This window comes from Lentzea atacamensis (assembly GCF_003269295.1).
GTDB lineage: Bacteria > Actinomycetota > Actinomycetes > Mycobacteriales > Pseudonocardiaceae > Lentzea > Lentzea atacamensis.
In genome coordinates this window covers 711,951-731,513 of record NZ_QLTT01000003.1, presented here as the reverse complement: position 1 = coordinate 731,513, position 19,563 = coordinate 711,951, and the positions used below count along the sequence as shown (strand labels likewise).

At 69.9% G+C, this 19,563-nt stretch carries 16 protein-coding genes; 7 read left to right on the top strand and 9 right to left on the bottom strand.

The genetic code is table 11. From position 1 onward, the window contains the following. Positions 1-23: 23 nt before the first annotated feature. The 6 genes from C8D87_RS17760 to C8D87_RS17735 form a co-directional block, all read right to left on the bottom strand. On the bottom strand, positions 24-1,055 hold the full coding sequence (locus tag C8D87_RS17760; protein WP_109636555.1) for a substrate-binding domain-containing protein: 1,032 nt from the start codon (positions 1,053-1,055) through the stop codon (positions 24-26). Positions 1,056-1,096: 41 nt separating this feature from the next. Next, entirely contained in the window at positions 1,097-2,134 is a 1,038-nt protein-coding gene (locus tag C8D87_RS17755; RefSeq protein WP_109636554.1) for an ABC transporter permease, read from the bottom strand. Continuing rightward, the gene (locus C8D87_RS17750) at positions 2,131-3,645 is read right to left on the bottom strand and encodes a sugar ABC transporter ATP-binding protein (protein ID WP_112227496.1); all 1,515 of its coding nucleotides are present in this window, start codon (positions 3,643-3,645) and stop codon (positions 2,131-2,133) included. The genes C8D87_RS17755 and C8D87_RS17750 overlap by 4 nt, the downstream gene beginning before the upstream one ends. Positions 3,646-3,858: 213 nt before the next feature. After that, on the bottom strand, positions 3,859-5,250 hold the full coding sequence (locus tag C8D87_RS17745) for a helix-turn-helix domain-containing protein (RefSeq protein WP_146771745.1): 1,392 nt from the start codon (positions 5,248-5,250) through the stop codon (positions 3,859-3,861). Continuing rightward, positions 5,250-5,756 carry a hypothetical protein gene (locus C8D87_RS17740; RefSeq protein WP_146771744.1) on the bottom strand — a complete coding sequence of 169 codons (507 nt, stop codon included), beginning with the start codon at positions 5,754-5,756 and terminating at the stop codon, positions 5,250-5,252. The genes C8D87_RS17745 and C8D87_RS17740 overlap by 1 nt, the downstream gene beginning before the upstream one ends. Continuing rightward, positions 5,753-7,126: an Hsp70 family protein gene (locus tag C8D87_RS17735; protein WP_170166466.1), complete on the bottom strand. Its 1,374-nt coding sequence runs from the start codon at positions 7,124-7,126 to the stop codon at positions 5,753-5,755. Before C8D87_RS17735 ends, C8D87_RS17740 begins: the two co-directional genes overlap by 4 nt. A 343-nt stretch (positions 7,127-7,469) precedes the next feature. Between C8D87_RS17735 and C8D87_RS17730 the strand changes: the two genes are divergently transcribed. The 4 genes from C8D87_RS17730 to C8D87_RS17715 all read left to right on the top strand — a co-directional run bounded on the left by C8D87_RS17730 (position 7,470) and on the right by C8D87_RS17715 (position 11,904). Continuing rightward, on the top strand, positions 7,470-8,042 hold the full coding sequence (locus tag C8D87_RS17730) for a hypothetical protein (protein WP_146231534.1): 573 nt from the start codon (positions 7,470-7,472) through the stop codon (positions 8,040-8,042). 67 nt (positions 8,043-8,109) lie between these two features. Further along, the gene (locus tag C8D87_RS17725) at positions 8,110-8,700 is read left to right on the top strand and encodes an IniB N-terminal domain-containing protein (protein WP_109636548.1); all 591 of its coding nucleotides are present in this window, start codon (positions 8,110-8,112) and stop codon (positions 8,698-8,700) included. 7 nt (positions 8,701-8,707) lie between these two features. Continuing rightward, on the top strand, positions 8,708-10,486 hold the full coding sequence (locus tag C8D87_RS47760) for a dynamin family protein (RefSeq protein WP_109637044.1): 1,779 nt from the start codon (positions 8,708-8,710) through the stop codon (positions 10,484-10,486). After that, entirely contained in the window at positions 10,483-11,904 is a 1,422-nt protein-coding gene (locus tag C8D87_RS17715; protein ID WP_112227492.1) for a dynamin family protein, read from the top strand. Before C8D87_RS47760 ends, C8D87_RS17715 begins: the two co-directional genes overlap by 4 nt. 317 nt (positions 11,905-12,221) lie before the next feature. On the opposite strand, the gene C8D87_RS17710 is transcribed toward C8D87_RS17715, so the two are convergent. Continuing rightward, positions 12,222-12,695 (bottom strand): hypothetical protein, encoded by a 474-nt coding sequence (locus tag C8D87_RS17710; RefSeq protein ID WP_112227491.1) that lies wholly within the window; start codon positions 12,693-12,695, stop codon positions 12,222-12,224. Between the two features lie 374 nt (positions 12,696-13,069). On the opposite strand from C8D87_RS17710, the gene C8D87_RS17705 reads away from it, so the two are divergent. Together C8D87_RS17705 and C8D87_RS17700 are read left to right on the top strand one after the other, a co-directional pair. Next, complete coding sequence (locus C8D87_RS17705; RefSeq protein ID WP_146771743.1) at positions 13,070-13,504, top strand: STAS domain-containing protein; 435 nt, start codon at positions 13,070-13,072, stop codon at positions 13,502-13,504. A gap of 72 nt (positions 13,505-13,576) precedes the next feature. After that, on the top strand, positions 13,577-14,056 hold the full coding sequence (locus tag C8D87_RS17700; protein ID WP_170166465.1) for a squalene/phytoene synthase family protein: 480 nt from the start codon (positions 13,577-13,579) through the stop codon (positions 14,054-14,056). 160 nt (positions 14,057-14,216) lie between these two features. Here the strand turns inward: C8D87_RS17700 and C8D87_RS17695 are convergent, their stop codons facing one another. Continuing rightward, entirely contained in the window at positions 14,217-14,669 is a 453-nt protein-coding gene (locus tag C8D87_RS17695; protein WP_211337318.1) for a hypothetical protein, read from the bottom strand. An 84-nt stretch (positions 14,670-14,753) separates the two neighbouring features. Continuing rightward, positions 14,754-18,191 (bottom strand): WD40 repeat domain-containing protein, encoded by a 3,438-nt coding sequence (locus tag C8D87_RS17690; protein WP_170166464.1) that lies wholly within the window; start codon positions 18,189-18,191, stop codon positions 14,754-14,756. An 85-nt stretch (positions 18,192-18,276) separates the two neighbouring features. Here C8D87_RS17690 and C8D87_RS17685 point away from each other — a divergent pair, with 85 nt between their 5' ends. Then, the gene (locus C8D87_RS17685) at positions 18,277-19,530 is read left to right on the top strand and encodes a hypothetical protein (protein WP_146771741.1); all 1,254 of its coding nucleotides are present in this window, start codon (positions 18,277-18,279) and stop codon (positions 19,528-19,530) included. Positions 19,531-19,563: the final 33 nt, after the last annotated feature.

Genomic DNA, 19,563 nt, shown 5'->3' with positions numbered 1-19,563 from the left:
CGTCGTCACAGTGCTCCGTCCTCTCAGGACTCGAAGGCGGTCGGCAGGTAGCGGTCGACGTTGTCCTTGGTGACGACCGGGGCGTACAGCTCGACCTGACGGGGGACCTCCACCTCGACGAGGTCACCGAGGCTCTTGCCCTGCACCACGAGCCTGGCCAGCCGGATGCCGTCGGCGCCCTGGGTGGACGGGTAGATCACGGTCGCCTTGTGCGGACCGTTGTCCGCCTTGATCTCACGCATCACGTTGGCCGATCCCGCGCCACCGACCATGAAGAACTCGTTGCGGCCGGAGTTCTTGATGGCGGCCGTGACGCCGACGCCCTGGTCGTCGTCGTGGTTCCAGATGGCGTCGATGCGGCGCGCGGCCTGCAGCAGGTTCGCGGCTGCTTTCTCGCCGCTCTCCACGGTGAACTCGGCCGCCACGCGGTTGCTCACCTTCAGCCCGCAGCTCGCGAGCGCCTCCGCGAACCCCCTGCTGCGGTCCTGGGTCAGCGGAAGCGAGTCGATGCCGGCGATCTCCGCGACCACGGCGTCCGTCTTGCCCTTCAGCCGCTCGCAGACGTAGTTGCCGGCGGACACGCCCATGCCGTGGTTGTCCCCCAGAACCGTGGACCGCGCCGCGAACGGGCTGTCGAACTCGCGGTCCACGTTGATCACGGTGATGCCGGCCTTCATGGCCTTGAGCGCGACCGGGGTGAGCGCCGCGCCGTCGAACGGCAGCAGCACGATCGCGTCCACCTTGTCGTTGATGAACGTCTCGACTTGGCTGATCTGGAGATTGACGTCGTTGGTGCCCTCGACGACGCGCAGCTCCACATCGGAGTACTTGCCGGCCTCCGCCTTGGCCGCGTTGGTGATCGCGGCCATCCAGCCGTGGTCGGCGGCCGGTGCGGAGAAGCCGATGACGACCTTCTTCCCCGGTTCGTCGTTGGCGACCTTCACCCCGCCCTGGTTGCCGCCGCCCTGGTTCTGCGGCGTGTTGCCCGTGCACGCGGTGAGCGCGGCACCGAGTGTCAGTGCGGCGACGAGAAGAGTTGTTCTCTTGTGTGCCATGGTTTTTGGCTCCTCGGGTGGCGGCGGTCGTGGTCGCGGCGTCAAGCGCCGCTGCGTCTGGCCAGCCGCTGCTGGAGGAGGACGGCGACTACGATGATCGCGCCCTTCGCGACGGCCTGGGCGGAGATGGAGAGGTTGTTGAGCGTGAACACGTTCGACAACGTGGTGAAGATCAGGACGCCGAAGACGGTGCCCGCGATCGTGCCGCGTCCGCCGGACAGCAGCGTGCCGCCGATCACGACCGCGGCGATCGCGTCGAGCTCGTACAGTCCGCCGTGCGTCGCGCTGCCCGTCGTGGTGCGGGCCACGAGCATGACGGCGGCCAGTCCGCAGCACAGGCCGAGCAACGTGTAGAGCATGACGGTGTGCCGCCGCACGTCGATGCCTGCCAGGCGCGCCGCCTCCGGGTTGCCGCCGACGGCGAACGTCCGGCGCCCGAACGTGGTCCGGTTGAGCAGCACCCACCCGGCCACCGCAACGGCCGCGAAGATCACCACCAGCACCGGTACCCCCAGCACCGACGCGTCGAAGAACGCGGCGAAGCCCGGCACGTTCACGATCTGCGTCTTGCGGTTGGAGATGATCTCGGCGAGACCGCGGGCGGCGGCCAGGCTCGCCAGGGTCGCGATGAACGCCACGACCCTGCCGTAGGCGATGAGCGCGCCGTTGACCAGCCCGCACGCCCCGCCCACCAGCAGCGCGGTGAACACGATGACGATCCAGTGCGTGTCGTTGGCGATCCCTTGGGTGGCAAGGGTTGTCGCCCACACCGAGGACAGCGCGACGATCGCGCCCACCGACAGGTCGATCCCGCCGCCGGTGATCACGAACGTCATGCCGACGCTCACGACGCCGATCACCGCCGCGAGCCGCAGGATGGTGAGCAGGTTGTCGACGTCGGCGAACCGGTCGCCCGCGGTGACGACACCGCCCAGGCACAGCAGGACCAGTGCGACCACCAGACCGGTGTTGCGACCGGCCGGGGACGCGAGCAGGCCCGAGATGCCGCGGCCGTTGTCCTTGCCGACCGGAGCTCTTTGTTGTTCGTGCGCGGCCACGGCGGCGGTGTCCTCGCTCATGCGGCGTGTCCTTCCATCACCAGGTCGAGGACCTGGGACTCGTCGATCTCGTCGGCCGGACCGTCGTGGACCACCCGGCCCTCGCGCAGCACCAGGACCCGGTCGGCCAGGCCCAGGACCTCCTCGATGTCGCTGGACACGACCACCACGGCCACGCCGGAGTCCGCCAGTTCGCGGATGAGCTCGTAGATCTCGCTGCGCGCACCCACGTCCACGCCGCGGGTGGGTTCGTCCAGCAGCAACACCCGGCACTCCCGCAGCAGCCACCGCGCGAGCACGACCTTCTGCTGGTTACCTCCGGACAGGCCGCGCACCACGCGGTCGACGCCGGCCGGCCGGACGTCCAGCGCCTCGGTGAGCCGGCCAGAGCGGGCGCGTTCGGCGCGGTCGTCCAGGAAGCCGAACCTGGCGAACGACGACAGCGACGAGACGGTGATGTTGCGGTACACGGCCTGGTCCAGCAGCAACCCCTGGCTCTTGCGCTCCTCCGGGCACAACCCCATCCCCGCGCGCACGGCCGCGCCGACGCTCCCCCGCCGCAGCGCCCGGCCATTGACCTCGACAGTTCCGTCAGCCGCTTTGCGCGCGCCGTAGACGGTCTCCAGAATCTCCGAACGGCCCGACCCGACGAGACCCGCGAGCCCCACCACCTCACCGGAGCGGACCGTGAAATCCACGTCGCGGAAGCGGTCGCCGTCGCCCAGACCGCGCACCACCAGCACCTCCGGCGCGTCCGGGGCGACCGGTTTCCGGTCAGGGAACACGTTGTCCAGAACGCGCCCGGTCATCAACGCGATCAGTTCCGAGGTCTTCACCTCGCGCGCGGACAGACCCGTCGCGACGGTGCGACCGTCCTTGAGCACGGTCACCCGGTCGCCGATCTCCCTGATCTCCGCCAGGCGGTGCGAGATGTAGACCACGGCCACGCCCCGGGCGGTGAGCTCCCTGATGACACCGAACAGGACCCGCACCTCGTCCGGGTCCAGCACGGCCGACGGCTCGTCCATGATCAGCAGCTGCCCGTCCAGCGACAGCGCCCGCGCCATGCTGACGACCTGTTGGTGGGCAACGGACAACTGGCCGACGTCACGATCGGGCGAGATCTCCGGGTGCCCCAGCAGGTCGAGCAACGCACGGGTCCTGCGACGCGCCTCCGCCCGCTGACTGAAGCCCATTGTGGACAGTTCGTGGCCGAGAAACACGTTGTCGGCCACCGACAAACCCGCCACGAGGTCCAGCTCCTGGTAGATGGCGGCCACACCGCTGCGCATCGCGGCGGTCGGGTTGCCGAACGACACGAGCTCGCCGCGCCAGTAGATCTCGCCCTCGTCGGGGCGGTGCGCGCCGGACAGCACCTTGATCAGCGTCGACTTGCCCGCGCCGTTCTGCCCGAGCAGGCAGTGCACCTCACCCGCGCGAACCTCGAAGTCCACGCCCTGCAGGGCAGTCACGCCGGGAAAGCGCTTCACCAGCCCGCGGACCGACAGCAGTGCCGCAACCGGGGCCGTCATCCGGTCACTCCCGTCCACGGCCGAACAGGTGCGCGATCACGCGCGGGTAAGCTCACCATTGAGTCCTCCGGCCCCGACGACCGTTGTGCCAGCAGGGAATTCGGCCTTGTGGACAATCAAACTAATGAGCCGTTTTTCGCCCGGTCAAGGTTGTTGAGGTGGCACATATCGGCCAACTTTTCCCTTGACCAGCGGGCGAGCCGTGCCGCAGCGTCAGCAGGCGAGGCGCGACCGGAGCGACGCGATCAGTTCTGCTCTGCTCGTCACCGCGAGCTTCTGGCGGATCCGCGCGACGTGCTGTTCCACGGTCTTCGGCGAGATGTACAGCCGTGCCCCGATCTCCTTCTGCGTCAGGCCGTCCAGCAGCAGCTCCCCGACCGAGCGCTCACGCTTGGACAGTCCGTCGGCGGACTCCTCGGTGGCGAACCGCGCCCGCAACGCCCGCCCGGTGCTCAGCAACTCCCGCGCCTCGGCGGGATCGCTGAGCTTCGCCGCAGCCGCACCGCACAGCGCCATGGCCTCCCAGGCGTCGTCCAGTCCTGCCGCCACTGCCGCCACCTCGCGTCCGTCGACGGCGCCGCGCACGACGGAGGCCCACGCGTGTGCGGCCGCACCCCGTTCCGTTCCCTGCAACGCCGCCGCGGCCTGCGTGGCCGCCTCGACGTTCCCGGCACCGACAGCGCGGTGCAGCTTCCACCAGTGGTTGGTCTGCAGCGCCCACTGCGGCACGCCGGCCTTCGCGATGGCGCAGGTCATCGCCTCGACGACGGTCTCGCCGTCGAACCGCGACACCGCGGCCGCGCCGACGGACAGCTCGCCCCACGCGTCGAGCAGCAGCATCTCCACGTCCGCGCCGGCGACGACCGGTGCGACGCGCCGCCATGTGGCGCGCAACGCGTCGGCGTCACCAGCTCGCCGCGCAAGGCCGATCGTCACGGCGGCGGCGAGCACGGCGTCCCGGCGCAGCACCGGTGCGTCACCGGCGGAGGCGATCCCGGCGCGGGCCTCGGCGAGCCGTCCTGCCCGCAGGTGCAGCCAGGCGGCGAGCAGGCGCCGCCGCGCGGTCGGTGGACGGTCTTCATGGGCGGCGAGGAACTCCTGGGCGGTCCGGTCGTCCCCACCGGCGATCAGCACGGTCACCGCCAGGTCGTCCCACTGCTCCGCGGCCAGGCCGTCGGCCGGCACGGTCGCGACCGCCAGTCCGGCCAGCCTGCGTGCCGCGCGGTCGAACCCGCCGCGCACCGCTTCGATCGCGGCGTCGACGCCGTCGAGGAACACGGTCAGCCCTCGCGGTGCCGCTCCCGACACCTGCTCACGTGCCCCGGCCAGGTCCCGGTCGGCGGCTTCGACGTCACCGCCCAGGCACGCGGCCAGCGCCGCCCGCCCCTGCGCGGCGACGGCGGGTGCACCGGTCAGCGCGGTCGCGATCACCCGCCACCTCGCGGCCGCGTCGAGCAGCGAACCGTCGGCTGCCGCGGCCGCCGCGGCGACACCGGCGGCGAGACAGTTCTCGTCCGCTCCCGCGGCGAGAATGCGGTCCGCGGCCTCGATCGCGGCGGCCGTGTTCCCGGCTCTCCACGCCTGTTCCACATCTGGCGCCTTCATCACTTCTCTCCCCCTCCGAACCACACCCGTGCCGCCGGCTGGAACGAGACGATCACCGCGAGCACGGCGGTCCCGCTCGCCACCACCAAACCGACGAGGTAAGCCGATCTCAGTCCCCCGACCGCGATCATCGCGTGCACCACAGCGCCACCGGCCAGCAGCGCCAGCAGCACTCGCGCCCACCGCTTCCCCCGGTTCAGCGCGATCACACAACCCAGTTCCAGCAACGCCAGCAGCGGTCCGGTACCGAGCAGCAGCCCGAGCACGGCGACGGCCACCCGTTCCCGCGTGGCCGCGGCTTCGGCCGGAAAACCTTGCGCCACTTCGGCAACGAGGTCTGCGAGAAGGTGCTGCCCGTCCATCAGCGCCAGCGCGGAACTGGCCAGCTGCACCACCGCGGCGATGGTCCACAACCACACTGCTGTCCTGACCACCTGCGGCTTGACCCGCTCGACGGCCTGAAAGCGTTGCAGCCGGGGTCTGGGAGGTACGGCGGGTCTCGTCACGGGGCACCGGCTTTCGTCGTGCCGCTCGTGGTGGTGGTCGTCGAGCTCGGCGGCGGCGGAGTGGACTTCGTCGTGGTGACCGTCGTCGAAGGACGCGTGGTCGTGGTGGTGGCCTTGGGCTTTGGCGGCTGGGTCGTGTTCGTCCGCGGCGGAGGCGCCGGAGCCGTCGGCTGGTTGGGCACGTACTGGACAACCGAGGGCTCATCAGACCTCTGCGTGGTCGAAGGCGCGGTCGTGGTGGTGCCCGTCTTCGACTCGGCGCCTGCCTTGTTGGTCAGCACGTTGTTCGCGAGCAGTCCACCGGCGACGGCCACCGCGAGCGCACCGGCTGCCACGAACGGGATCAGCTTCATCCGCTTGGGCCGCAACGGCTTCGGCGCTTCCGGAAGCGGCGGGCGGGTCCACGTCGCCGTGGCGACGACGGCGGGCTTCGGTTCCACGCCACGTGCCTCCAGCGCGGCACCGATGGCGGCCATGCCGTTCGGCGCCGGCGACACAGCCCGTCCGAGCTGCGCGGAAACCTCCTGCGTCACCAAGGGAATCCGTGACGAACCGCCGACCAGGAGCACAGCGGCGAGCTCATGCGGTGATGTTCCGGACGCGCGCAGCGTGCGGTCCAACGCCGCCACGGTCTCCTCGACCGCGGGCCGGATCATCGACTCGAACTCGGGTCGTCCCAGCCGCACCTCCCGCGTCGCGATCCCCGGCAGCGCAACGGGAATCAGCACCTCGGTGTCGGCGGACAGCTTCTCCTTGGCAACGGTGCACGCGCGCCGCAGCTCGGCCACCGCCGCCAGCACCCCCGGACCCATCGGGTCCAGCTCGTCCCAACCAGGCCGCAGCGCCTCGACGACGTGCTGGAACACGACCTCGTCGAAGTCGAGCCCGCCGAGGTCGAGCTCCTCAGGCGGTCCAGCCGGCACGAACCGGTCGGCGGCGAGCTTGCGCACCACGGCGGCGCCGAAAGTCTTGCCACCGAGGTCGTAGACGGCGACGGCCGCACCTTCCTCCAGGCGGGCGACCGCGTCGTGCGCGCGGACAGCGGCCTGCGGTTCCGGCACCAGCACCACGTCGGCCAGGCCGCCCGCGGACAGGGCGGCCCGCAACGACTCCAGCCTGTAACGGCCCCACCCCGCAGGGTGCGTCAGGGCCACCCGCGCGGGCCGCCCGCCGGGCAGGGAATCGAGCAACCGCACCAAGAACCGGGCGGTGACGGTCTCCGCGGTCAACGCGGCGTCACCGATCCGCAACGGAGTGGGATCGCCGATGCGGTTCTTGAACTGCCGCGCGATGCGACCGGGGTCGGTCAGCGCACGGCGTTCGGCGTCGGATCCCACGAGGAACGTCCCGTCCGGACTCTGGAAAACCACAGACGGCACAAGCACTTCAAGCCTCGCGGCCTGATCTGGTCTACAGGTCGACACGGTGGTGAAGGTCGATCCCAGATCCAGCCCAACCTGGTACGACATCGGACTCTCCTATGGCACTTCGCAGCGGACGTACCTACACGTGTGTCTCAGTTGGTCCGGTTCACCTCAGTTGACGAAACAGGGGGCAATCCCTCAACGGCCCCTCCTCCCCTCCCTCGATCCCTGTGTTCGTGGCAGCGACGAACAGGGTTCGATCCCGATGGCAGAGGCCTCGCCGGAACCTAGCTTCGTTGTTGTCAGCCGGTCGGAACCGCCGCCGGCGACCAACACCAAGGAGCAGGACATGAGCAACCCCATCGACCTCAACGCCTTCCTCGCCGACCTGACGGCCGACCTGGACCTCGACACCACCAACGCCGCCGAGCAGCAGCTGCAGACGGCTCAGGTCAACCCGCAGGCCGCCGAGCAGGCGGCGGAGCAGGCCCAGGAGACCACCACGGTCACGAACACCGAGGGTGGCGGCGGAGGCGACGGCGGGACGGCCGTCGGTGGCGACAGCGGCAGCGCCGACGGGGGCAACGGCCTCGGGGTGGGCGGCGCCGGTGGCGACATCGACCAGGACGGTCTGGTCAACGTCAACTTCGGCTCCACGTCGGGCGGGAACGGCATCGGCTTCGGCGGCAACGGCGGCGTGACCGGTGACGGTGGCGACGCGGACGCGTCCGGCGGCAACGGCGGCGCGGCGCAGTCCAACGTCGACGTGGACGCCGACCAGGACCTGGACCAGGACGTCGACCAGGTCTCGGACCAGGACGCCGACCTGACCGCCGTGTCCGACCAGGCGAACGACTTCGACATCGACGTCGAGAACGAGATCGACAACATCGTCGAGGAACTGGAACTGCCCGCCTTCTGATTCCGGGCCGGCCCCGTCCGCGAGGGGTGGGCGGGGCCGGTTCGTCCCACACAGTTAGGAGCCGGACATGCTGTCCTCTCTGATCGACTTCCTGATGAACCTGTTGAAGGACGACGCGGCGAAGAAGGCGTTCGACGAGAACCCCGACGCCGAGCTGGGCAGGGCGGGTCTGAGCGGTGTCACCGGACAGGACGTCCGGGACGCGCGGCTGATCATGGCCGATTCCGGCGGGGTGCGCGCCCGCGGTGCGGAGAGATCGTCCTCGCACGACGACGACCCGGTGCGGGAGATCCACCACACCACGCGCGAGTACGTGGTGGAGAAGCCGGTGACCAACGTCGAGCAGAACATCAGCATCGACGACCGGGACGTCACGATCATCGACGACTCGTTCAACTCCGACGACGACACCGAGGTCAACTCCGTCGCCGTGCAGGACAACGACACCAGCGTCGTGCAGGTGAAGGACTCCTTCAACGAGCCGGAGGAGAAGGCCGAGCCGGTTCTGAAGGAGGACGACGTGCCTCTTGAGCCGGAGGCACTCGAGGACGACCCAGAGATCGTGCTCGACGACCCCGTCGTGCTGCCGGAACCAGAGCCGGAGCCGCTTCCGGTGGACGTGGAGCCCGTTCCCGAACCCGACCCGGTGATTGCGTGACCTCACGATGACAACCACACCGATCGAGGCCGTCGACCGCGCGCTCGCCGCCATCGCGCGCTACGAAAGGCCGGACCTCGAAGCGCGGCTGCGCCAGGCGAGGGCACGACTTCAGGACGACCGCGTGCGGCTGCTGGTCGTCGGTGAGTTCAAGCAGGGCAAGAGCATGCTGGTCAACGGCCTGCTCGGGGCGCCGGCGTGCCCGGTGTTCGACGACGTCGCGACGTCGGTCCCGACCGTCGTCCGCTACGCCGAACAGCCCGTCGTCACCCTCGTGCGCGGTGACTCGCGCATCGAGGTGCCGGTGGACCAGCTGGCGGCCTACGCGTCGGAGTCGGGCAACCCGGACAACAAGGAACGGCTGGACCACGTCGAGGTGGGTCTTCCGCGCCCGATCCTCGGTGAGGGGCTGGAGCTCGTCGACACTCCCGGTGTCGGCGGGCTCGGCTCCGTCCACGGCGCGGCGACCATGTCCGCGCTGCCGACCGCCGACGCGGTGCTGCTGGTGTCCGACGCGTCCCAGGAGTACACGGCACCGGAACTCGAGTTCCTCCGCCACGCCGTGGCGGTGTGCCCGAACGTGGCGTGCGTCGTGACGAAGACCGACCTTTACCCGGACTGGCGTTTCGTCGCCGAGCAGAACCAGGCCCACCTCGAAGCCGCCAAGATTGATCTGGGAGGCCTCTCGCCCTCCTTCTTCACGGTGTCGTCGACGCTGCGCTGGCACGCCCTGCAAACGGGTGACCAGGACGTGAACCGCGAGTCCGGCTACCCGCCCCTGGTCACCTACCTCCGCAAGAAGGTGCTGGGCGAGGCCGAGTCGCTGGCCCGCCGCTCCACCGCGCACGACGTGCACGCCGTCATCGACCAGATCATCTCGTCGCTGCGCGCAGAGGAGTCGGCCCAGTCCGACCCCGCCTCCGCCCAGGCGTTGATCGACAAGCTCTCCGTGGCGGAGCAACGCGCCGCCGGGCTGAAGGAACGCTCCGCCCGTTGGCAGCAGACGCTGTCCGACGGCGTGGCGGACCTGAACGCCGACGTCGACTACGACCTGCGCGACCGCATGCGCGAGATCGTCCGCGAGGCCGAGGAGTCCATCATGGACGGTGATCCGACGAAGATCTGGGACCAGCTGACGAAATGGGTCCAGGACGCCGCCGCGTCGGCCGTCTCCGCGAACTCCGTGTGGGCCACCCAGCGAGCCCGCTGGCTGGCTCGCCGTGTGGCCGAGCACTTCGACTCGGAACGCGAGCAGACCCTGCCGTCGCTGCAGACCTCGTCCGGCGATCCGCTGCGCTCGGTGCGCGCGCTGGAGGTCCGTTCCGACGAGAAGTTCGGTGTAGGCGGTCGTTTCCTGAGCGGTCTGCGCGGCGGCTACTCGGGCCTGCTCATGTTCGGGCTGCTCGGTTCCGCGATCGGACTATCGCTGATCAACCCGATCTCGATCGGCGCCGCGGTGCTGCTGGGCGGCAAAACCATCGGCGACGAACGGAAACGCATCGTCCAGCGCCGCCAGAACGACGCGAAGGCCGCGCTGCGCCGCTACATCGACGACGTGACCTTCCACGCGGGCAAGGAGTCCCGCGACGTGCTCCGCGCGATGCAACGCGATCTGCGCGACCACTTCACCGCACTGGCCGAACAGCTCAAGCGCTCGCTGCAGGAGTCGATCCAGTCGGCCCAGAAGTCGGTGAAGGCTTCGTCGGAGGACCGGAACGCGCGGCTGAAGGAGATCGCCGCGGAACTGGCGGCGCTGGAGAAGATCCGTGCGGAGGTGACGCCGTGATCATCGACGAGGTCCGCCGGGTGTTGTCCCTCGCGGTCGACGCGTACCGGGACCAGCCGCGCGCGGCCCAGTTCCTGCGCGCCCAGCTCGACCGCCTGGAATCGCCGCTGCGCGTCGCGATCGCCGGCCGGGTCAAGGCGGGGAAGTCCACCCTGCTGAACGCCCTGGTCGGTGACTCGCTCGCCCCCACCGACGCCGGCGAGTGCACGCGGGTCGTCACCTGGTACCAGGACGGACGCTCGCCACGCGTCGTGATGCACCCCTTGTCCGGGAACCCGGTGTCGCTGCCGGTGGTGCGCCGCGACGGAGCGCTGTCCGTGGACCTCGGCGGCGCCGCCGTCTCGCGGCTGGTCGTGGACTGGCCGGCGCAGAGCCTGCGGCACACGACGTTGATCGACACTCCGGGCATCGCCTCCCTGTCGGCCGAGAACTCGGCGCGGGCGGTGCGGTTCCTGACCCCGGACGACGAGACGCCGACCGAGGCCGATGCCGTCATCTACCTGATGAAGCACCTGCATTCGGCAGATGCGTCCTTCTTGGAGTCGTTCCGGGACCAGGGCGTCGCCCGCGCGGCCGCGATCAACACCGTCGCGGTGATCTCCCGCGCCGACGAGATCGCCGGCGGACGGGTCGACGCGATGATCTCCGCCCGATCCATCGCGGCGCGCTACCGCTCCGCACCGGAGTTGCACGGCCTGGCGCAGAACGTGGTCGCCGTGGCCGGTCTCGTCGCCATGGCGGGACGGACGCTGACGCAGGCCGAGTTCGTGGCCCTGTCGACACTGGCCGCCGAGCCCAGGGAGACGATCGAGTCGTCGTTGCTCTCGGCGGACCGGTTCACCTCCGGTTCCGCGGAGCGGGCAGCGCTGCTGCGCCGGTTCGGGGTGTTCGGCATCCGGTTGTCGGTGACGCTGATCCGTCAGGGCGTACGGTCACAGGCGGCTCTGGCAGACGAACTGGTGGCGCGCAGCGGACTGCGGGAGCTGCAGCGGGTGCTGCACACGCAGTTCAGCGAGCGGCGTGAGCTGCTCAAGGCGCGGTCCGCGTTGCTCGCGCTCGACCGGGTCGTGCGCGGCTCCGGCGGCGGACGGCTGGCCGGCGAGGTGGAGCGGATCTTCGCCGGGACCCACGAGTTCGCGGAACTGCGCCTGCTCTCGGCGTTGCGGTCCGGCGCCGTGTCCCTGCCGCGCCCGATGGCGGCGGAGGCGGAGCGCCTGCTCGGCGACTCGGGGATCACCCCGGCGGTACGGCTCGGCCTGGCCCCGGACGCCGTGGCCGCCGAGGTGCGGCAAACCGCGTTCGCGGCACTGCGCCGCTGGCAGGCGCACGCGGAGAACCCGATGCTGGGCCGCAAGTCCGCCGACGCCTGCCGCGTGCTGGTGCGGACGTGCGAAGGCCTGCTGACCCGCGGGCGGTGAAGCCTCTCCCCACACCTGAGCTCACTCATCGCGTTGTTCACACGGGCGTCGCCGTGCTGGTCGGCCACGTCCTGCAGGTGGGCAACCGTGGCTGAACCGGGATCGGCCCCATCGCGGTGGCGATCGTGCTGCGGGTGTCCGTGTCGATCGTGTCGGCGCCCGGCACCGCGCCCGCGCCGCTGCGAAGGCCAGCACTTTCCGCACGAACGGTCAGGTCGAGCAGAATGAGCCCACAGGTGGTGCTGATCGACTTACGACCAGCACCATCTGTGTCTGTCGTCGGGCGTGAGCTTCACCTGCGTCACCACCCGGTGGGGTCAGGGCAGCTCTTCGAGCCACTCCTCCGCCTTCTTGCGCGCCTCCCCCGGCATCCCGGCGAGCTTCTCCCGCAGTCCCCGCCCGAGCAGCCCGGGATCGGCGACCGCGTTGCCCAGGAAGTCGATCGTCCTGGACACGACCTCCTCGTCCGTCCCGCCGGCATCGCGCCACGCCGCGTCCACGGCGCGCCGCAGATACGGGCGGCACGTCTCCAGCACGTCGGGATCGTCGGGCTCGGCGAGGACGATCTCGGTGAGCACGTCGTACACCGCGGCCTTCGCCGGAGCCTCCCCGCCGTCGAGCACGTCCAGCGGGGACGGCAACGCCTGCGTCGCTCCCCGGTACAGCACCTGGTTGTGCGCCACCGGGTTCTCGACGGTGCTCGCCGCCCGGCGGATCTCCCCGGTGTCCTGCGACGTGCGCAGGACAGCCAGGGCGGGCCCGATCCGGTCGGCGTAGGCGGGCGCCGACAACCACTCGCCGTTCCAGCTCGCTCTTCGAGCTCCGTCTTCCTCGGGAACTGGCCGCGTTCGTACTTCGTCTGGCAGCGCTGCTGGCCGCCCTACGGCCCGCGCTGCAGCGCGGAGGGCTCCTCGTCACCGGCGGCCACGACACCCGCCGCACCAGCAACCCGATCAAGCAGACGACTTTGCACCTCATCGTCTTCGGCGACGATCCCGACGAGATCACCACCCGCCGCGGGCTTCGTCGCCGCACGCGGCGGGGCTTCGCGTGGATCCCCGGCTTGGCGGGTCGAGATTTCCGGGGCTGGTCCGTTACGTTCGGGTACGGCCCGGTTGAGCGAACAGCCGTCCGGCGATGTCGTCGTACCGGTGAGGGCAGCGCCGTGCGTGCAGTTCACTCGATCGCCGTGTCGCCGCCCGAATCCGGTGCTGCCCGTGTGGAGGACGAGGCGATGGATTTGGACGCGTTGAGGGTGCGCATCGGGCGCGTGGGCAACGCTTTCGTGATGCAGGTGATCGGTGAAGTCGACATTTCGACACGGCCGCTGTTGACGTCGGCTCTGCTCGACGCGTGTGGGCTCGTGGTCCCGTCGCGATCGCTCGTACTCGACCTGAGCGGAGTGACTCACTTCGGTGCGGCGGGGATTGACGCCGTGGAGCTCGCCGAGCGGTGGTGTCGCGCTGAACGCATCACGTTGAACGTGGTTGTCACACCACGGATCGGGTTCGTGCTCGGGCTCACCGACGTGGGGCGGCGGTTGCGACTGGTGGACTCGCTCGTCGACGCCTTCCACGGGAACGGTGAGGCGACGGGCTGACCGCCGCAGTCTGACGGACCGGCCTGGGTTTGTATGCGTTCGGGCGGATCGTCTGACATCGCCCGGTGCGAGGTGGCCGACAGCGGCACGCCGGAGCTGCGGGAGTCCTATGAGCTCTGTGCGAAGGTGGGCCGGGAGCGTCTCGGGCCGGTGTGGGCGGCGTCGGAGTTGCTGCCCGCAGAGGCTCGCTTGCACGCCATCGCCTTGAACGGTTTCGCGGTGTGGACCGACGGTCTGGCCGATGACGGCGAATCCGTCGATCGTCAGCATCTGCTGGCGCAGTGGTGTGAGGCCACGCTCTCCGAGGTGCGTGCCGGGCGTAGCGATCACCCGTTGCGGCGAGCGTTCGTGCACACGATGCGACACTGCGAGCTCGACGTCGATGTCCTCGAGGCGACCAAGGCGGACAGTGCGGCGCCGCCGGCGTTCGTCACGTTCGCTGACCAGCGGCGCTATCTGCGTGGCGTGGACGGGACGATGAGTGAGCTGTTGACGCCGATCCTGGGGTCCCGCAGCCTGGAAGCGACGCGGTTGATGTCACTTCTGGGGTGAGGTGTGCCAGCCACCGGGTCGCCGGTGACAGCCGGGATCAACCGACGCGTCCACCTCGGCGGCGACGGCATCGACCACGACCCCGCCTTCGCCGAACTCGACCTCTGACCCACCCTCGTGAGTGTTCCCACGCGGGAGAACACTCACGAGGGGGTTCACGTCAGGCGCTGCCCTTGACCCCGGGCGAGCAGGCCGGGGAGCTGCCGCTCCGCACCAGGCAGACGCGGATGGCCACCGGGGTGTTCTCCGCGATGTTGCCGCTGTCCCAGCCGCTGCAGTACGGCGACGAGTGACCGCGGGTGTTGATGGAGCGGTCGGTGTCCCAGTTGGAGCCCGGGTTGATGTCCAGCTGGGTCTCGATGCCCCAGCCGTCCGCGTACCAGTCGCACGCCTGGATCGAGTCGCCGGGGATGCTGCCGGACGGGTCGGCCTTGAACGTGCCGGTGCCCAGCAGGTTCCCCGCGCTGTCGTAGAGGTCGTACACGATGCCCTGCGACTGGATGCTGACCTCGACTCTCGGCTGCGGCGCCGGGGCGGCGCTGGCCTGGCCGCCCACCATCAGCAGGCCCAACGTGGTGGCCAGGCCCGCGAGTGCAGCGAAGGTGCGCTTCATCCGTTTCCTTCCCTCGAATGGGTTGTGCGTTGCCATTCGTAGGGGTCACGAGGTTGTCCAGCAGCAGGTCAGCGCTCTGGACAATCAACACCGGCCAACGCGTGCGCCACAGATGCGGGCGATCACGGCGTCCGGATCGAGATCCCACCTGATCACGCGGGGGTCGGCACCGGTGGACGCCAAGGTGCTGCCGTTGAAGGCCACGGCGTTGACCGGACCGGAGTGGCCCGTCAACGCCGCGACCTGATCGCGGGTGCCGGTGTCCCACAACGTGATCACGGTGTCGCTTCCGGCGACCGCGAGCAGCGAACCGGCGCTGTTGAGCGCGATTTCCCGTACAGCACCGCGTTGACCGGGCAGGGTCGCGCTCTGCCGACGGGCCGCGACGTCCCAGAAGATGACCGCGCCACTGGCGTCACCGGTGATCAGCGTCCTGCCGTCCGGCGTGAAGGTGATGTCCCGCAACGCGTTCCCGAGCTCACCGAGAACCGCGAGCTGACGGGAGTGCTCGACGTCCCAGAGGATGATCCGCCCGTCGTTGCCTCCGGAGGCCAGCACGGTGCCGTCCGGGCTGAAGGCCAACGCCTCCACGGCGGCCGTGTGCGCGACGGGGAGATTGCGTGGCGGCGCGTCGGAAGCCGGGCCGAACAGCCTGATCGTGCGATCAGCGCCGCCCGAGGCGATGACGCTTTCGGTCACAGCCAGGCTGGTGACCGGTCCGTCGTGCCCGGCGATCGTGCGCACCGCTCTTCGCGCCCCCTGGTCCCACACGGTGACCGCGCCGTTCTCCCCCGCGGACAACAGGGTTCCGTCGGGGTGGAAGGCAACCGACTTCACCTTCGCCGGCGCGGACAGCTCGGCGATCCGTGCCCCGGACGGGTCCCAGATCATGATCGACTTGTCCGCGCCGCCGGTCGCGATCCGCCCATCGGGCGCCATGGCGACACCGAACGGCGGAACGGCATGCCCGGTGAACGCGGGCAAAGCGACCTGCCACACGCTCACGCTGTCATCGCCGCCCGCGGCCAGCTGTGTCCCGTCCGGACTCAGCCCGGCTGCGAAAAAGGCCCCGGTGCGGGAAATCAGCCCGGTCAGCCAGCCGCCGTCGGGCCCCGACCACCACCGCACACTGCCGTCGTCGGCCGCGGACATCAGCATCCGTCCGTCCGGGCTGAACTCGACGGACCTGATCCCCGCGCTGTGCCGCCGCAGGAAACTCGGCTCTCCCCCGGCCCGCAACACCACCTGGCTGTCCGCACCGCCGCTGGCCAACGAGCGGCCGTCCCGGCTCAACGCCACCGAGAGCACCGGACCGCGATGATCCTGGAACACCTGCTGCGCGCCGGTGACCCGGTTGTGCACGAGCACACCGTTCTGCCCGGCCAGAGCGACCAGGTCACCGCCCAGCGACACGTCGTGGACCTCGCCGAGCGAATGCGGAACCCGCTGCACCTCCCGAGCCCCGTCCCACAGGATGACCGTGCCGTCCTGCGAAGCGGACGCCATCAGACGACCGTCATCGCTGTGGGAAATGCTGTTGATCGCGCCGTGCGGCACGGAGAGAACCTGTCCGGCGGCGCGTGTGGTCAAGTCCCACAACACGATCTGCTCGTCTTCACCACCAGAAGCGAGCACCGGCGCCGAAGGGTGGAACGCCAGTGCGCGAACCGGCTTCGAATGCTGGGTCAGCGCGATCGGCGGAGCCGACGCGGCGGGCGAGCGGACCAGCACGGATCGATCGTCCCCCGCGGTGGCCAGCAGCTTGCCGTCCTGGCTGAACGCCACCGCCCGCACCGCGCCACGATGGTCCTTCAGCAGCACCCGCGGCGGCTTGTAAGCGGCGGTGCTCAGCAACGCGCCGCGTGCCTCGATCGTCGGCGACGTGCGGAAAGCCTGCACGGCAAGGACTTCCGCCTGGTCAGGCCATGACGCACTGAGGTCCTGCGCCTGCAGGGCGAGCTGACGGGACAACGCGACCTGTTGACCGGCAACGGCGGCACGGCGCTGAAACACGGCGACAACAGTGATCACCATGCACGCCACCAGCAACACGGCCAGGGCTTTGACGAGGTTGCGCAGCCGGCGTGCCTGCCGTCGAGCGCCGGCACGTTCGGCGGTCTCGTGCGTCTCGCTCGCCGAGAGGAACTCCCGTTCCAACGGCGACAACGCAACCGGCGAGTCCGAGGCCAGCGACCGCGCGACCTCCAACCGCACACCTCTGTACAGCGCACCGGAATCGCGGTCGACAGCATCCCAGGCGAGAGCGGCCGTGGTGAGATCCTGGTGCTGCTGCAGGCGTTCGCGGTCCTCTTCGATCCACGCCCGCAGCCGCGGCCAAGCCCTGGTCAACGCCTCGTGCGCCAGCTCCACGCTGCCATCGGCGACCACCACCAGTCGTGCGGCGACCAGGGCGTTCAACGCCGAGCCCATCACCTCGTCGAGCGCGACCCGCCGACGCAGGTCATAGGTACCGTGGTTGGTCTGCACCAACCGGAGCAGCAGCGAGCGAGCAGCGGCCTGACCATCGGAATCGAGCTCCGTGAACGCGTGCTCGGCGGTGGCGGCGATGGCGCCGGACACCCCGCCGCTGGCCCGGTACCCCTCCAGGGTGAGCTTGTTGTTCTCCCGTCTTCGCCAGGTCTCCAGCAAAGCGTGCGACAGCAACGGCAAAGCGCCCGGCTGGCCGTGGGCGTCGATCACCGCGGCCGCGACCATTTCCGGCTCGACCTTGAGACCGGCAGCAGAAGCGGGCTCGACGATGGCCCGGCGCAACTCGTCGGGTGTCATCGGCCCGACCAGCACCTGAGCGTCCCGCAGGGCGGTGACCAGCGAAGGGATTGCCGCGCACTGGTCAAGGAAGTCGATCCGGCAGCCGATGACGACCTTGGCGTCGGACGACGACAATGCGGCGACGAAGGAGGCCCGCTCGTCCAGATCGTCGCACAGCGTGAACGTCTCCTCGAACTGGTCGACGACGATCAGCTCAGGCTGGTCCGCGGTCTTGGCCGCCAGCTCCCGCAACGGATGCGCGGTCGGCGTGAACACGACCGAGGACAGCGACAGCGAGGGCACAAGACCCGCCCGGAGCAGCGATGACTTGCCCGATCCGGACGCACCGAACACCCCCAGGAACGGCCGTTTCCCCACCTCCCCCACCAAATGCGCCACGAGCTCCTCGCGGCCGCGGAACAGCGAGGCGTCCGAAGGCTGGAACGCCGCGAGCCCGAGATAGGGAGCGCTCTCGTCGCCGGGCGCGAGAAGCGAGGCGGCGACCTCCCGCCACTGCTGCTCCCAGAACGCGGTGTCCCCCTCGCAGGCCTCGACGTACCCGAGCGTCACGGCCAGCGTCGGCAACTGGCTGCCGCCCGCTGCCTCGGACAACGCCGTGGACGAGAAATGGGCCTTCCTGGACAACTCCCGGTAGCTCGGCGATCCGGCCTTCTCGCGCAGCCGGCGCAACTCCCACGCGAAGCGCTGGACCGGGCCTTCCGTCGGGTCGAGCGGACGTTCCGGCCGTCCCACCGCACCTCCCCTGTTCGACTGCGAATGATTGTCCAGGCTGCTCAGGCGTTGCTGGACAACCCCCCACCGCATAGATGTGGACGCCGTGAAACGACTCGGGTTCATCGTCGCGATGCTGCTGGCAGCAGCCACGCCGGCCACGGCAGCACCCAACCAGATCACGGAACGGGACGGTTCCGCCTTCGCGCTGACGGCGGACTGGTCGCTGGACACTCAGGCCGCGGGGCTGGTGTCCACGCTCGGTTCGCGCCTGCCGGTGTCGGACGTGCTGGCCGCCGCGAACCGATCCACCAACGACTGCTCCACGAGCCGCAAGCAGGCTCAGCCGGAGTTCTACGACCGCACGGACATACCGTTGCAGCCCAGCCAGATCCTGCACAGCAGCGACCGGTTCTGCTGGGACGACGCCGACAGCAAGGTGTCCTGGTGGGTGCCGCAGGGTGTCACCGGATCGTCCGACGCGGACGACGACGGCCAATGGGGATCGAACAAGGTCATGGCCGTGAGCTGGCACTACGACACCGCCAAGGCCGGGACGCCGACGGACCACGGTGCGCGGCTGTCCCTGGTCGACCGCGTCTCCGGCAAGTACCGGCACGTGTTGCTGGTGGAACCGACCAGCTCGTCGAACTTCAAGGCGGTGCCGATCCACGCGGGCGGCATGGCCTGGCTGGGGCGCTATCTGTACGTCGCCGACACCTCCCGCGGCCTGCGTGTGTTCGACATGGAGCGCGTGCTCGAGGTGGCGACCGACCAGGACAACGTGATCGGCAAGAGCGGGACCAAGTACTACGCCTACGGCTACCGCTATGTCGTGCCCCAGGTGGCCACGTACCGTCAGGCAGCCACGCCACCTTCGCCGTGCGTGCCCCAGCCGAACGCCCTGTGCTTCTCGTCGGTTGCCCTCGACCGCAGCACGACCCCGGACACGCTGGTCGTCGGCGAGTACCGGGACGGCCGCAGCACGGACCTGTCCATCGACGGCGGTCGCGTCGTGCACTACAACGTCGACGCCTCCACCCGCAAACTCGCGGTGGCTTCCGGCAAGGCCGTGCCGAGCAAGGCGGTGACCACGCCGAAGAGCAACGTCCAGGGCGCGCAGACCTGGCAGGGCAACTACTACCTCGGCCGCAGCTCGGCGGACAAGCACAGCTTCATGTTCGCCGGGGCCGCGGACATGAACACGTACAGCTGGGCGATCGGCGGTGAGGACCTGTACTACGAACACGGCAACGGTCTGTTGTGGACGGCCACTGAACACGCCTTCAACGCCGCGGGCACGCTGATCGACAAGCGGATCGTGTTCGCGGTCCCGCTCGCCGGGATCACCCCGCGCTGATTTCTCCGTGCGGAAGACCCGATCCGGGGGTGG

Bases quoted from the DNA above. Each gene is read 5' to 3' on its own strand.
- C8D87_RS17755 (WP_109636554.1), bottom strand. From the start codon at position 2,134: ATGAGCGAGGACACCGCCGCCGTGGCCGCGCACGAACAACAAAGAGCT.
- C8D87_RS17750 (WP_112227496.1), bottom strand. From the start codon at position 3,645: ATGACGGCCCCGGTTGCGGCACTGCTGTCGGTCCGCGGGCTGGTGAAG.
- C8D87_RS17760 (WP_109636555.1), bottom strand. From the start codon at position 1,055: ATGGCACACAAGAGAACAACTCTTCTCGTCGCCGCACTGACACTCGGT.
- C8D87_RS17730 (WP_146231534.1), top strand. From the start codon at position 7,470: ATGAGCAACCCCATCGACCTCAACGCCTTCCTCGCCGACCTGACGGCC.
- C8D87_RS17725 (WP_109636548.1), top strand. From the start codon at position 8,110: ATGCTGTCCTCTCTGATCGACTTCCTGATGAACCTGTTGAAGGACGAC.
- C8D87_RS17695 (WP_211337318.1), bottom strand. From the start codon at position 14,669: ATGAAGCGCACCTTCGCTGCACTCGCGGGCCTGGCCACCACGTTGGGC.
- C8D87_RS47760 (WP_109637044.1), top strand. From the start codon at position 8,708: ATGACAACCACACCGATCGAGGCCGTCGACCGCGCGCTCGCCGCCATC.
- C8D87_RS17745 (WP_146771745.1), bottom strand. From the start codon at position 5,250: ATGAAGGCGCCAGATGTGGAACAGGCGTGGAGAGCCGGGAACACGGCC.